This window comes from Streptomyces sp. NPDC054757 (assembly GCF_053612185.1).
In genome coordinates this window covers 67670-81590 of the sequence record NZ_JBSHBW010000018.1, presented here as the reverse complement: position 1 = coordinate 81590, position 13921 = coordinate 67670, and the positions used below count along the sequence as shown (strand labels likewise).

Genomic DNA, 13921 nt, shown 5'->3' with positions numbered 1-13921 from the left:
GATGGCGGGTCGGACCCGGGCGGGGCCGCGCCTCACCCGGCGGGCGGGGTGAGCGGCTTCGCGAAGCAGCGGCTGCTCTCGTACTCCCGGTAGTGGCCGAATTTGGCGCAGGGTGTGTACCCGCTCGACGTGTACAGCGCTATCGCCTCGGGCTGCCGGTCCCCGGTCTCCAGGACCATACGGATCCGGCCGGCCGCGCGGGCGCTCTCCTCCAGGGTGGCGAGGATCCGGCGGGCCAGCCCGAGGCCGCGCGCCTCGCGGACCACGTACATCCGCTTCAGCTCGGCGTCGCCCTTCGAGTACCCCTCGGCGCCCGCACCGTCCTGGTTCCGCCAGCCGCCGGTGGCCACCGGGGTGCCGTCTCCGTCGTACGCCAGGAGGTAGAGCCCGGCGGGCGGGTGGAACATCGTGGCGTCGAGCGGGGTGACGTCGCCGCCGTCCCCGTAGCGCTCGATGTATTCGAGCTGGACCTGGTCATCGAGCTTGACCGCGTCGGGGTGATCGTAACGGACCGGCCGGATATTCATGCAAGAGATGGTACATCCATGCATTGGCTCATGTCGGTAGGGTTTCCTGATGCTCACTGTGACAACCGTAAACGTGAACGGGCTGCGCGCCGCCGCCAAGAAGGGCTTCGTGGAGTGGCTGGCGCAGACCGAAGCCGATGTGATCTGCCTCCAGGAGGTACGGGCCGAGCCCGGACAGCTGCCGCAGGAGGTCCGCGAGCCGGAGGGCTGGTCCACGGTGCACGCCCCGGCGGCTGCCAAGGGGCGCGCGGGTGTCTCGCTGTACAGCCGGCGTGAGCCGGAGCGGGTGCAGATCGGATTCGGCAGCGCGGAGTTCGACGGCAGTGGGCGGTACGTGGAGATCGACCTGCCCGGAGTGACGGTCGCGAGCCTCTATCTGCCGTCCGGCGAGGTCGGCACGGAGCGGCAGGACGAGAAGCTGCGGTTCATGGCGGAGTTCCTGCCGTACCTCCAGGGGCTCCGGGAGCGGGCGGCGGCGGACGGCCGCGAGGTCGTGGTCTGCGGCGACTGGAACATCGCCCACCAGGAGGCCGACCTCAAGAACTGGAAGGGCAACAAGAAGAACTCCGGCTTCCTGCCGGAGGAGCGCGAGTGGCTGACGCGTGTCCTCGCGGCGGACGGTGCGGCCTACGCCGACGTGGTGCGGGGGCTGCATCCGGATGTGGAGGGCCCGTACTCGTGGTGGTCCTACCGTGGGCGCGCCTTCGACAATGACGCGGGGTGGCGCATCGACTACCAGATGGCGACCCCCGGTCTTGCCGCGAAGGCGGTCAAGGCGTGGGTCGAGCGGGCCGCCACGCACGGCGAGCGGTGGAGCGACCATGCGCCGGTGACGGCGGTGTACGACCTGTAGGGTGCGGCGGCCTGCGGGCCCGCCCCCGCCCCGCGGCCGTGGGCCCGCCCGGGGCGGCGGGCCCACGGTCCTGGCCGGGGGGGCCTCAGTCCTGATGGACGACGTTCGTACCCGAACCGCCCGAGAGCGTGTCCTTGCCCGGGCCGCCGTAGAGCTCGTCGTCACCGCTGTTGCCGTAGAGCGTGTCGTCCCCGCTGTTGCCGTACAGGATGTCGTCGCCCTTGCCGCCGTACAGGAAGTCGTTGCCCGCGCCGCCGTAGAGCCGGTCGTTCCCGTCGTCGCCGGAGAGGTTCTGGTCGCCCGCGCCGCCGTGGATCACATCGTCGCCCGCGCCGCCCGACACGGAATTCGCGTCGCCGTCCGCGTAGACCGTGTCGTCGTCCACACCGCCCTGTATGACGGCCCCGCCGCCCGTGGCGTGCACCGTGTCGGCGCCGTCGCCACCCAGGACCACTGCGTCGGCGCCGACCGTGAGGTCGTCGTCGCCCGCGCCGCCGAGGACGGAGTTGCCGTCGACGGCGCCGGTGTCGGTCAGCTGGTCCGCGCCGTCCCCGAGGTCCACCGAGGCGAAGTTGTAGGTCTGTCCTGTGGCGTTGTCGTAGGTGAGGACATCGTTTCCGTCACCGAGGCCGATCGTCAGGCTCGCGTACGGGTCCTGGGAGTCCACGGTGGTGACCGTGCAGCGGACCTTCGTACGGTCCGCGCCGTCCGGGTACGCGCATCCTGCCCCGGCGTCGATCGGGACGGCGTCGTCGATCACATAGGTGATGTCCGGCGAGCCGTCGGTCTTCGACACGGTGACGGCCGCCCGGTTGGTCTGCCCGGGGGCGGCTGCGTAATGGATGGTCCGCCCGGTGCTGTCCAGTCCGGCGCTCGCCGCCGGGGTGGCGGCGCCGGCCGGACCGGCGAGGAACAGGGGAGCGGCGAGTCCGGCGCCGATGGCAAGCGTCAGCGCCGAAGCGGCGCGGACCGTCCGGCGGCCGGCGGTGCGGGTGGGCTGGGTGGACCGGGTGGGTTGAGTGGGCATCGTGTGGCCTCCGTGCGCGATGGGTGGTTGCGACAACCACAAGTGACGGGTGGGCCCGCCCGATGGTTGTCCTGCCCCGAGGGCGCCGAATCTGCCGTGCGCACCCCATCTGGCCTGCGGGGACGGGGAGTTGGATCGCGGCCGTACAGCTTGCCGTCGCGCACCCGTCGGCGAGAGTTCATGCCGTACGGGAGTCCATGCCGTACGGCCCGGCGCTACCCCGCATCCCCGCCGTTCTTCTCCGCCCGTACCCGCCGGTCCAGTGACATCGACAGCTCCGCGTCCACCACGCTCTTGGCCAGCGGGCGCACCCGCTCCATCGCGCTGGTGAAGTCCTCGTCCGGCAGATGGGTGTGGACCAGGGCGGAGAACAGTTCTGTCAGGGCCTCGGTGTGCTTGCGGACTTCGTCGCCCGCCGCGAGGACCGCTGCCAGCGGGACGCCCTGGCGTACCAGCGCCGCCGACACATCCAGCAGGCGGCGGCTGATGTGGATGATGTCGTCGCCGTCCGTGGCGAGATAGCCGAGGTCGAGCGCGGACGCCAGGTTCTCCGCCGTGACCTCGCCCTCGAAGTAGTCCGCGAGCTGCTCCGGAGTGAGCCGGACCGGCTCCTCCTCCGTCCACGCCGGGGGCTCGGTGGCCGCCAGGCCGAGCAGCCGGCCCACGTCCCGGCCGCTCTCGAAGGCCGTGGCGAGATCCGCGATGCCGCTGAGGGTGTGGCCGCGCTCCAGCAGGGCCGAGATCGTACGCAGCCGGGCGAGATGGTGCTCGTCGTACCAGGCGATGCGGCCCTCGCGGCGCGGTGGCGGGATCAGCTTGCGTTCGCGGTAGAAGCGCAGGGTGCGCACGGTGATCCCGGCCGCTTCGGCCAGCTCTTCCATGCGGTACTCGCGCCCCGTTCTCTCCTCTGCCACGCCGGAAGCCTATGCCGTACCGGCGCGCACTTTCCTCGGTCTGCCCCCTACCCATGAGTACGAAGCTGCTCTACTCTCCAACAGTGCCAGTGATTACTGGCAGAGTCCGGGGTACTGCGGGAGGCGGCAGCATGGCCGAGCACGAGCACGTACGAGTGGCGGTGATCGGATCCGGATTCGGCGGCCTGGGGGCCGCCGTCCGGCTGCGCCGCGAGGGGATCACCGACTTCGTCGTCCTGGAGCGGGCCGGTTCGGTGGGCGGGACCTGGCGCGACAACAGCTATCCGGGGTGCGCCTGCGATGTGCCGTCCCACCTCTACTCGTTCTCCTTCGCCCCCAACCCCGACTGGCCGCGCACCTTCTCGGGCCAGCCGCACATCCGGGCCTATCTGGAGAACGTCGCGGACACCTTCGGGCTGCGGCCGCACATCCGCCTCGACCACGAGGTGCGGAAGATGCGCTGGGACACCGGCGAACTGCGCTGGGAGATCGAGACCGCGCGGGGAACGCTCACCGCCGACCTGGTCGTCTCCGCGACCGGGCCGCTCTCCGACCCCAAGCTGCCGGACGTCCCGGGGCTCGACTCGTTCGAGGGCAAGGTCTTCCACTCCGCGCAGTGGGACCACGGCTACGACCTGCGGGGCAAGCGCGTCGCGATGATCGGTACCGGGGCGTCCGCGATCCAGATCGTGCCCGCGATCCAGCCCGACGCCGGACGGCTCACCCTCTTCCAGCGCACCCCGCCGTGGGTGATGCCCCGCATGGACCGCGCGATAAGCGGCGCCGAGCGGTGGCTGCACGGAAAGGTGCCCTTCACCGCCGCCGCCCGCAGGCGGCTGCTGTGGAGCATACGAGAGCTCCAGGTCAGCGCCTTCACCAAGCACCCCAATGAACTCGGCCTGATCGAGTCCATAGGCAAGGCCAACATCGGCCGCTCGATCAAGGACCCGGCGCTGCGCGCCAAGCTGACGCCCTCGTACCGGATCGGCTGCAAGCGCATCCTGCTCTCCAGCACCTACTACCCGGCGCTCGCGCAGCCCAATGTGGACGTCGTGGCCTCCGGCCTCAAGGAGGTCAGGGGAAATACGCTGGTGGCGTCCGACGGAACCGAGACCGAGGCGGACGTGATCATCTTCGGCACCGGTTTCCATGTGACGGACATGCCGATCGCGGAGCGGGTGGTGGGCGCCGAGGGTGCCACGCTCGCCGAGACCTGGAAGGACGGCATGCGGTCGCTGCGCGGCGCGACGGCGGCCGGGTTCCCCAACTGGATGACGATCATCGGGCCCAACACCGGACTCGGCAACTCGTCGATGATCCTCATGATCGAGTCCCAGCTGAGCTATCTCGCCGACTATCTGCGGCAGTTGGACATGCTCGGCGGACGCGTCGCACTCGACCCCCGGCCGACGGCGGTGGACGCCTGGAACGACCACGTCCAGGAGCGGATGGAGCGGACCGTCTGGAACACCGGCGGCTGCACCAGCTGGTACCTCGACGCGAACGGCCGCAACACCACGATCTGGCCGGGCACGACAGCCGAGTTCCGCAAGGCCACCCGGGAGGTGGACCTCGCCGAGTACCGCGTCGTACGGGTGGAAACCGACCGGCCCCTGGTGCGCCAGCGGACCGGCGACCACGACCGGGTCACGGACCGCAAGCACGCCGTCGGCCAGGGCCGCGCCGCCGACCGGGAGTCGGTGTGAGCCGCGCGGGAGCGGGCGGCGTGCTGACCGTCGTCTCCGCGGACGGCGCGCGGATCCACACCGAGGTGTACGGGCCCGAGGGCGCCCCCGCCGTGGTGCTCGCGCACGGCTGGACCTGCTCGACCCGCTTCTGGGACGCCCAGATCCGCGCACTCTCGGCCGACCACCGGGTGGTGGTCTACGACCAGCGCGGACACGGGCGCTCACCCGGCACCGACCGCAGCACAGGCCCGTACACCACGGAACTCCTGGCCGACGACCTGGAGGCGGTGCTCGCCGCCACCCTCGACCCCGGTGAGCGGGCGGTACTCGCCGGTCACTCGATGGGCGGGATGACGATGATGGCCGCCGCTGGACGGCCGGGGTTCCGTGAGCACGCGGCCGCGGTGCTGCTGTGCAGTACGGGCAGCTCACGGCTGATCGCCGAGTCGACGGTGCTGCCGCTGCGGCCCGGACGGCTGCGGACCCGGCTGACCGGCGCGGTGCTCGGGGCGCGCGCCCCGCTCGGCCCGGTCACGCCCGTATCCAGGCGGATCCTCAAGTACGCCACGATGGGCCCCGGTTCGGCCCCGGACCGGGTGGCCACGTGCGCCCGCATCGTGCACACCTGCCCCCGGACGGCGCGGGTGGCGTGGTCGCATGTGCTCGCCGGGCTCGATCTGGAGTCGGGCGTAAAGGAGTTGACCGTACCCACCGCAGTGGTCGCGGGGACGGCCGACCGGCTCACGCCGGTGGTGCACGCACGGGCGCTGGCCGCCGCGCTGCCGCACTGCACCGGCCTCACCGAGCTGGTCGGCATCGGCCATATGACCCCGGTGGAGGCGCCCGAAGCGGTCACCGCGCAGCTGCGCGAACTGGCCGCCGTACACGTACCGGTGGACCTGGCCGCCGGCCGGCGAGTGGAGAAGGAGGAGGCCGTATGAGCAGGAACAGCCTGGAGGGCCAGGTCGCCGTCGTCACCGGGGCCGCCCGCGGGGTCGGTGAGCTGCTGGCCCGCAAACTCTCCGCGCGCGGGGCGAGGGTGGCGCTCGTCGGCCTGGAGCCGGACGAGCTGAAGGCGGTCTCCGGGCGGCTGCACACCGAGAGCGCGCACTGGCACGCCGATGTCACCGACCACACGGCGATGGCGGCCGTCGCCCAGGAGGTCAAGGCGCACTTCGGCAAGGTCGACATCGTCGTGGCCAACGCCGGGGTGGCGTCCGGCGGGCCCTTCGCGGACTCGGACCCCGAGGCGTGGCGGCGGGTCGTCGAGGTCAATCTGGTGGGCGGGGCGGTGACCGCGCGGGCGTTCCTGCCGGTGCTGATGGAGAGCCGCGGGTACTTCCTGCAGATCGCGTCGCTGGCCGCGATCACGCCCGCGCCGATGATGTCCGCGTACTGCGCCTCCAAGTCGGGCGTCGAGGCGTTCGCCCACTGTCTGCGGGCCGAGGTCGGCTACAAGGGCGTACGGGTCGGGGTCGGTTATCTGTCCTGGACGGACACGGACATGGTGCGCGGCGCCGACGAGGACGACGTGATGCGGGAGTTGCGGCAGCGGCTGCCGTGGCCGGCCAACCGCACCTACCCGCTCGGCCCGGCCGTCGACCGGATCGTGGCCGGGATCGAGCGCAGGTCCGCGCATGTGTACGCGCAGTGGTGGCTGCGCGGAATGCAGTCCGTACGGGGATATCTGCCCGCGCTGATCGGCACCGTCGGCCAGCGGGAGATGCGGCGCTTCGAGCCGCGGCTCGCCGGGGTCGGGCGGGGGCTCGTGGGCGCGGGCGGGGCGGCGGACGAGAAGGCGCGCACGGAGCGTTACTGATCGAAATGCGGTGAATGTTCCGCCGTGTCAGTCTGGTCGGGCCTGGAGGGCGCAGCCCTCCACCCCTCACATCTCACCAGGAGTTGAACCTCATGGGAATGAAGGACCAGTTCAGGGACAAGGCGCAGCAGCTCGCCGAGAAGGGCAAGCAGTCGATGGGCGGCGCGGAGGGTGAGCGGTCGTCGCGCCCCGACGAGCAGTCCGGGGAGCGTGGTGGCCGGGCGGGGGACCGGGCGGAGAAGCGGGTCCTGGGTGAAGCGGACCGGGTCCGGGACCAGTTCGACTCCTGAGCGAGCCGTGACAGGGCGCGTCTCTCCTTGCGGGGGGCGCGCCCTTTCGTTGCGGGTGAGGCGGGCGGTGCGGGTCGGTGTGCACGGGGGCGCTGCCCCCGGGCCCCCGGTCCTCAAACGCCGGACGGGCTTGATTTTGCCGCCCCCGCCCCCGCCCCCGCCCCCTACCGCGGCGGCAACGCAGGCCGCCTCTTGTCCGGGACGTCCGAGTAGTCCGGGGGTTCCGCCGCCGGTTTGGCCGCCAGGAGGTCGAGCGCTGTCCAGACCGCGTCGTCGAGCTGGCCATGGCGGCCCTCCGCCCAGTTCAGCGGGGTGCGCAGGGCCTCGATGTCCGGGTCCACGCCGTGGTTCTCGACCGACCAGCCGTAGGTGTCGAACCAGGCCGCGTTCATCGGCACCGTGATCACCGTGCCGTCGCCCAGCCGGTGCCGGCCGGTCATGCCGACCACACCGCCCCAGGTCCGCTGACCCACCACCGGGCCGAGACCGAGCAGCCGGAACGCCGCCGTGATCATGTCGCCGTCGGACGAGGTGGCCTCGTCGGCGAGGGCGACCACCGGGCCGCGGGGCGCGTTCGACGCGTACGAGACCGGCTGGGCGTCCCGGGTGAGGTCCCAGCCGAGGATCGTACGGGTGAGCTTCTCGACCACCAGCTCGCTGATGTGCCCGCCCGCGTTGCCCCGTACGTCCACAATCAGCGCGGGGCGCGACATTTCGAGGCGCAGATCCCGGTTGAACTGGGCCCACCCCGAACCGCCCATGTCCGGGATGTGCAGATAGCCGCACCGCCCGTCGCTCAACTCCCTGACGACAGCGCGCCGTTTGGCCACCCAGTCCTGGTAGCGCAGCGGACGCTCGTCGATCAGCGGGACCACCGCGACCCGGCGGGATCCGCCACCGCCGCCTGCCGCGCCGAACGTCAGCTCGACCGTGGTGCCGCCCGCCGCCGCGAGCAGCGGGTAGGGGCCGGTGACCGGGTCCACGGGGCGCCCGTCCACATGGGTCAGTACGGCGCCCTCGCGGATGCCCGTACCGGCCAGCGGGGAGCGCGCCCTGGAGTCCGACGAGTCGCCGGGCAGGATCCGCTTGACCAGCCAGGCGCCGTCCCGGCACACCAGATTCGCGCCCAGCAGACCCATCACCCGCTGGTAGTGCGGCGGTCCTTCGTTGCGGCGGGCCGCCGTGACATAGGCGTGCGAGGTGCCCAGCTCGCCCAGGACCTCGCGGAGCAGATCGGCGAACTCGTCGGGGGACGCGACCCGTTCGACCAGCGGGCGGTACTGGTCCAGGATCGCCGACCAGTCGATGCCGCACATCCGCGGCTCCCAGAAGTAGGCGCGGATGAGGCGCCCCGCCTCGTCGTACGCCTGGCGCCACTCCGATGGCGGGTCGACGTCGTGCAGGATGCGGCGCGGGTCGAGGAAGGCCGTGGTGTCGCCGTCGCCGGGCTCGGTGGCGGGGACCGCGCGCAGTTCGCCCAGGTCCATGACGACCAGCCGGCTGCCGTCGCCGCTGACCGCGAACCAGTCGAGGTGGTCGACCAGTTCGGCCTTGCGGGCCCTGGCGATGGCGAAGTGTTCGAGCGTGGGGCGGCCCGAGGTGTCGGCCGGGTTGACGAAGGTCTCGCCGAGCGCGCCGGAGATGGGCCAGCGCAGCCAGACGAGGCCGCCGCCGCTGACCGGGCAGAGCGAGGAGTACTTCGACGCGGGCACCGGAAAGGGGGTGACCCGGCTCTCCAGGCCCTCGATCTCGACCAGCACCCTGCTGCCGTCCGCGCTCTCGTCCCCCAGGTCGTCCACCGGGTCGAGTCCGCCCGCCGCCGGGCGGCCGTCGGGGGAGAGCGCGAAGGGCGAGGGCGTCGCGGAGGTGAGCGGCACCAGGTACGGGCGGCAGCCCAGCGGGAACGACAGGTCGCCGGTGTGGACGTCGTACACCGGGTCGAAACCGCGCCAGGAGAGGAACGCCAGATAGCGGCCGTCGGTGGTGAAGACCGGATTCTCGTCCTCGAAGCGGCCGTTGGTGACGTCGACCACGGTCGGGGCCATCGGGCCGGCGATCTTGGCCATCTTGATCTGGCGCAGCGAGCGGCCGATACCGGGGTGCGACCAGGTCAGCCACATCCCGTCCGGCGAGAAGGCCAGATCACGCACCGGGCCGTTGAGCGAACGGATCAGCTCGGTGACCTCGCCGCCGCCCGCGGTGGCGGCGGTGTCGCCTTCCGGGTCGCCTTCCGGGCCACCTCCTGCTGAGTCGCCGTCCGATGCTGAGTCGCCCTCCGAGTCGCTTTCCGGGGCTGCTGCCGGTCCGGCTTCCGGTGCGCCGCCCGGCGACTCGTCCGCTGCGCCCTCCGGTGCCCCGCCCTCCGGCCCCCCGGCCCCCGGCGCCTTGCCCTTGCCCAACGCCCCGCCCGACAACGCCTCGTTGTCGTCCTCGTCCACCGTGAGCAGCAGGAGCCGCCCGTCGTGCGAGGCGATGGCCAGGCGCTCCCCCTTGGGGTCCGAGACCATCTCCTGGACCCGGCCCAGCGCCCCGGCGGCCAGCCGCCGGGGCGGCCGGCTGCCGCTGGCGCGTGGCATGTACGCGATCTCGACCGCGTCCTCGCCCTCCGCGTCCGTGACGTACGCGATCCGTCCCGCGCTGCCGAGCATCTCGGGGAGGCGGACCCGTACCCCCGGGGTGTCCGTGATGGTGCGGGCCGGGCCGTCGCGGTGGGTGAGCCAGTACAGGCTGCCGCGGACCACGACCGCGCTCGCCCGGCCCGTCTGGTCCACGGACAGCCCGTCGACGTTGGCGGACGCCGGGACCTGGTAGGCGCGCCGGCCGGTGCGCGGGCTGCCGATGCGGATGTCCAGCCTGCGCGGGACCGCGCCGGGCGACAGGTCGTCGGCGAGCCAGATGTCACCCGCGCACTGGTAGACCACCCGGTGGCCGTCGGTGGACGCGTTCCTCGCGTACCAGGCGGCGTGGTCGGTGTGGCGGCGCAGATCCGTGCCGTCCGGCAGACAGGAGTACAGGTTGCCGACGCCCTCGTGGTCGGAGAGGAAGGCGACCCGGCCGTCGACCAGCATCGGGCAGGCCAGATGCCCGTCGATCCCGGCGAGCAACCGTTGGCCGTGCAGCCAGAGGCGGCCGGTGGCGCCGCCGCGGTAGCGCTTCCAGGCCGCCGGTTCGTGCGGCGGCTTCCCGGTGAGCAGCAGGGTGCGGCGCTCGCCGTCCACGTCGCCGACCGCGATGTCGTGCACCGGGCCCCAGGGCAGTTTGGCGCCCGGCGAACCGTCGGTGGCCACCGTGTAGGCCCAGCTGAAGTGTGAGAACGGCTGGTTCTGCGAGGCCACGGCCAGGATGTCGCCCTCCGGGGTCCAGCCGCGTACCCGGGTGTCGAGCGAGCCCCAGTACGTCAGCCGCCGGGACGGGCCGCCCTGCACGGGGGCCAGATGGATCTCCGGATCCAGACTGCGCCAGGACGTGTACGCGAGGTGCCCGCCGTCGGGCGAGAACCTCGGCTGGCCCACCCGGGTCCGGTCGGCGGTGATCCGCCAGGCCCGCTCCGGACGGCCCGCCCCGCCGTCCAGGGGCGCGACCCAGAGGTCGTCCTCGGTCACGAAGCACAGCAGGTCGCCATGGAGGTTCGGGAAGCGGAGGTACGCGGTATCTCCCGCAGCGGCTTGGCTCACCCCCCAATGCTTTCCGCGCCACGGGGGCCCGGCAACTCGTGGACGGACCCTCGCTGGTCAGGCGGCTCTTATGCCGGTCCGACAACCGTGATCGAGTCCACAAGCGAAACGTTGTCGTTTCGCTCCAGGGCGGCGTACCGTTCGTGGTGTACGAATCCGTTTCGCTCGGAGGACGGGAAGGCCGGGGATGGCGAGCAGACTGACGCCGGAGCGCGAGGGTGAGCTGTACGCGGCCACACTCGATCTGCTGCGTGAGGTCGGCTACGAAGCCCTGACCATGGACGCCGTCGCCGCCCGTACGCGATCGAGCAAGGCCACCCTCTACCGCCAGTGGGGGAGCAAGCCGGAGCTGGTCGCCAGGGCACTGCGGCACAACAAGCCCGTCCGTATCGAAGAGGTCGACACCGGTTCGCTCCGCGGAGACTTCCAGTCCATGGTGGCGCGCGGGGACGACTGCGAGATGGAGAAGAACTCCGCCCTGATGCGGGGTCTGATGCACGCCGTGCATGAGAACCCGGATCTCTTCCAGGCACTGCGCGAGCTGCTGATCGAACCCGAGGTGACCGGGCTCAAACAGATGCTGCAGCGCGCGGTGGAGCGCGGCGAGGTCGGTGCGGACAACCCCGCGCTGGGATTCGTCCCGCACATGATGGTCGGCGCCTTCGTCGCCCGTCAGCTCCTTGAGGAGCAGCCTGCCGACCAGGCGTTCCTCTCCCGTTATCTGGACGCCGTGGTACTCCCCGCTCTCGGCGCCCAGCCACCGGTCAGCGCGTGACCGACCACTGATCGCGCCGGCCCTACCACCGGTCACCCGGTGACCCTGAGCCATCGCCTGACACACCTGAACACCTCTCCACCTGACACGCCGCTCTCGTCGTCGGGCTGGTTCATCACGCCCATTTCCACCCGACCTGACCGGGAGACGCCCTCGTGGCCACGTACCTCTACAAGCTCGGACGGTTCGCCTTCCGGCGCCGCCGCTATGTCGCCCTGGTGTGGGTGGCGCTGCTGGCGCTCGCCGGCTTCGGCGCCTCATCCGCCGCCACCGCGCCCGCAAGCTCCTTCTCGATCCCCGGCACGGAGGCCCAAAAGGCCTTCGACCTGCTGGGGCAGCGGTTCCCAGGGCAGAACGCCGAAGGCGCCACCGCCCGGGTCGTCTTCAAGGCCCCGTCCGGCGAGAAGATGACATCGGCGTCGAACAAGGCCGAGGTCAAGAAGGTCGAGGGGGAGCTGACCTCCGGCTCGTCCCAGATCTCGTCGGTGACCGACCCGTACCAGGCGAAGGCCGTCTCCAAGGACGGCAGCACGGTCTATGTCCAGGTCTCCTACAAGGTCGGTTCCATGGAGCTGACCGACAAGACCAAGGACTCGCTCCAGAACACCGCGGACAAGGCACAGCACAGCGGATACACGGTGGAGATCGGCGGTGACGCGCTCCAGGCCATGCCGGAGACCGGCTCCGGCGAGGTCATCGGTGTGGTGCTCGCCGCGATCGTGCTCGTCGTGACGTTCGGCTCGCTGATCGCTGCGGGGCTTCCCCTGCTGACCGCGCTCATCGGTGTCGGCATCGGCGTCTCGACGATCACGGCCCTGGCCAACGTACTGGACCTGGGCAACACCACATCGACCCTGGCGATGATGATCGGCCTCGCCGTCGGCATCGACTACGCGCTCTTCATCGTCTCCCGCTACCGGGCGGAACTCGCCGAGGGCAGGGAACCCCAGGAGGCCGCGGGCCGGGCGGTCGGCACGGCCGGATCGGCGGTGGTCTTCGCCGGGCTCACCGTGGTCATCGCCCTGGTCGGCCTGGCCGTCGTGAACATCCCGATGCTCTCCAAGATGGGCTTCGCCGCGGCCGGTACGGTCGTGATCGCGGTCCTCATCGCGCTGACCCTCATCCCCGCGCTGCTCGGCTTCGCCGGAAAGCGCGTGGTGGGACGCAAGGCCCGCAAGAACCCGCCGGTGCCGGGCGCCGAGGCCAAGGCCAACGGCGGCACCCGCTGGGCGCGCGTCGTGCTGCGCCGCCCCGTCCTGGTGCTGCTCGTCGGGGTGATCGGTCTGGGCGCCATCGCGATCCCGGCGGCCTCCCTGGAGATGGGCCTGCCGGACGACGGGGCGCAGCCCACCAACACCACCCAGCGCCGGGCGTACGACCTGCTGTCCGAGGGCTTCGGCCCCGGCTTCAACGGCCCGCTGACCGCGGTCACGGACATCAAGGGCATCAGCGGCGGCACGGCGGCGGTCGCCGAGGTACGGCAGAAGATCTCCGGCCTCGACGGGGTGGTCTCGGTGCTGCCCGCTGCCTACAACAAGGCGCACGACACCGCGACGATCACCGTCATCCCCAAGGACCGCCCCTCGTCGGTCAAGACCGAGGACCTGGTCCACTCCATCCGTGACGCGGGTGCGCAGGTCAAGTCCGAGACCGGTGCCACGGTGCTGGTGACCGGCGCGACCGCGATGAACATCGACTTCTCGCAGAAGATGAACGACGCGCTGGTCCCGTATCTGGCGCTCGTCGTCGGGCTCGCGTTCCTGCTCCTGATGGTGGTCTTCCGCTCGGTGCTGGTCCCGCTGAAGGCGGCCCTCGGCTTCCTGCTCTCGGTGGTCGCCGCCCTGGGCGCGGTCGTCGCGGTCTTCCAGTGGGGCTGGCTCGGCTCGCTCTTCGGGGTCCAGCAGACCGGCCCGATCATGTCGATGATGCCGATCTTCATGGTGGGGGTGGTCTTCGGCCTGGCCATGGACTACGAGGTCTTCCTGGTCACCCGGATGCGGGAGGCGTACGTCCACGGGGAGACCCCGGGCCAGGCCGTCGTCACCGGATTCAAGCACGGTGCGCGGGTGGTGACAGCCGCGGCCGTCATCATGATCGCGGTCTTCTCCGGCTTCATCGGGGCCAGCGACTCGATGATCAAGATGATCGGTTTCGGCCTCGCCATCGCGGTCTTCTTCGACGCCTTCGTCGTACGGATGGCCATCGTGCCGGCCGTCCTCGCGCTGCTCGGCAAGCGGGCCTGGTGGCTGCCGCGCTGGCTGGACCGGGCGCTGCCGAACGTGGACGTCGAGGGCGAGGGCCTCAACAAGCACATCGAGGACCGGACGCAGCGGGAGCTGATCGACGCCTGAGCG

11 protein-coding genes are annotated in these 13921 nt (G+C 71.4%); 7 read left to right on the top strand and 4 right to left on the bottom strand.

The window, feature by feature from the left end; genetic code table 11:
* Positions 1 to 32: 32 nt before the first annotated feature.
* Positions 33 to 527 carry a GNAT family N-acetyltransferase gene (locus tag ACWGKJ_RS21490; RefSeq protein ID WP_385019920.1) on the bottom strand — a complete coding sequence of 165 codons (495 nt, stop codon included), beginning with the start codon at positions 525 to 527 and terminating at the stop codon, positions 33 to 35.
* Positions 528 to 576: 49 nt separating this feature from the next.
* Here ACWGKJ_RS21490 and ACWGKJ_RS21485 point away from each other — a divergent pair, with 49 nt between their 5' ends.
* Complete coding sequence (locus ACWGKJ_RS21485) at positions 577 to 1380, top strand: exodeoxyribonuclease III (protein WP_385019922.1); 804 nt, start codon at positions 577 to 579, stop codon at positions 1378 to 1380.
* Positions 1381 to 1465: 85 nt separating this feature from the next.
* Here the strand turns inward: ACWGKJ_RS21485 and ACWGKJ_RS21480 are convergent, their stop codons facing one another.
* Positions 1466 to 2407: a calcium-binding protein gene (locus tag ACWGKJ_RS21480; RefSeq protein ID WP_385019924.1), complete on the bottom strand. Its 942-nt coding sequence runs from the start codon at positions 2405 to 2407 to the stop codon at positions 1466 to 1468.
* 215 nt (positions 2408 to 2622) lie between these two features.
* Positions 2623 to 3288 (bottom strand): MerR family transcriptional regulator, encoded by a 666-nt coding sequence (locus tag ACWGKJ_RS21475; protein WP_385019961.1) that lies wholly within the window; start codon positions 3286 to 3288, stop codon positions 2623 to 2625.
* A gap of 164 nt (positions 3289 to 3452) precedes the next feature.
* Between ACWGKJ_RS21475 and ACWGKJ_RS21470 the strand changes: the two genes are divergently transcribed.
* The 4 genes from ACWGKJ_RS21470 (at position 3453) to ACWGKJ_RS21455 (ending at position 7118) form a co-directional block, all read left to right on the top strand.
* Positions 3453 to 5027, top strand: a complete 1575-nt coding sequence (locus ACWGKJ_RS21470; protein ID WP_385019926.1) for a flavin-containing monooxygenase — start codon at positions 3453 to 3455, stop codon at positions 5025 to 5027.
* Positions 5024 to 5950, top strand: a complete 927-nt coding sequence (locus ACWGKJ_RS21465) for an alpha/beta fold hydrolase (RefSeq protein WP_385019928.1) — start codon at positions 5024 to 5026, stop codon at positions 5948 to 5950. The genes ACWGKJ_RS21470 and ACWGKJ_RS21465 overlap by 4 nt, the downstream gene beginning before the upstream one ends.
* Positions 5947 to 6828 (top strand): SDR family oxidoreductase, encoded by an 882-nt coding sequence (locus ACWGKJ_RS21460; RefSeq protein WP_385019930.1) that lies wholly within the window; start codon positions 5947 to 5949, stop codon positions 6826 to 6828. Before ACWGKJ_RS21465 ends, ACWGKJ_RS21460 begins: the two co-directional genes overlap by 4 nt.
* A gap of 92 nt (positions 6829 to 6920) precedes the next feature.
* The gene (locus ACWGKJ_RS21455) at positions 6921 to 7118 is read left to right on the top strand and encodes a hypothetical protein (protein ID WP_385019932.1); all 198 of its coding nucleotides are present in this window, start codon (positions 6921 to 6923) and stop codon (positions 7116 to 7118) included.
* A 164-nt stretch (positions 7119 to 7282) separates the two neighbouring features.
* On the opposite strand, the gene ACWGKJ_RS21450 is transcribed toward ACWGKJ_RS21455, so the two are convergent.
* A complete protein-coding gene (locus ACWGKJ_RS21450; RefSeq protein ID WP_385019934.1) occupies positions 7283 to 10792 on the bottom strand; it encodes a S41 family peptidase in 3510 nt (1169 codons plus the stop codon).
* A 187-nt stretch (positions 10793 to 10979) separates the two neighbouring features.
* Here ACWGKJ_RS21450 and ACWGKJ_RS21445 point away from each other — a divergent pair, with 187 nt between their 5' ends.
* Both ACWGKJ_RS21445 and ACWGKJ_RS21440 read left to right on the top strand, forming a co-directional pair.
* Positions 10980 to 11567: a TetR/AcrR family transcriptional regulator gene (locus ACWGKJ_RS21445; protein ID WP_385019936.1), complete on the top strand. Its 588-nt coding sequence runs from the start codon at positions 10980 to 10982 to the stop codon at positions 11565 to 11567.
* A gap of 155 nt (positions 11568 to 11722) precedes the next feature.
* Entirely contained in the window at positions 11723 to 13918 is a 2196-nt protein-coding gene (locus ACWGKJ_RS21440; RefSeq protein WP_453315791.1) for an MMPL family transporter, read from the top strand.
* Positions 13919 to 13921 lie beyond the last annotated feature (3 nt).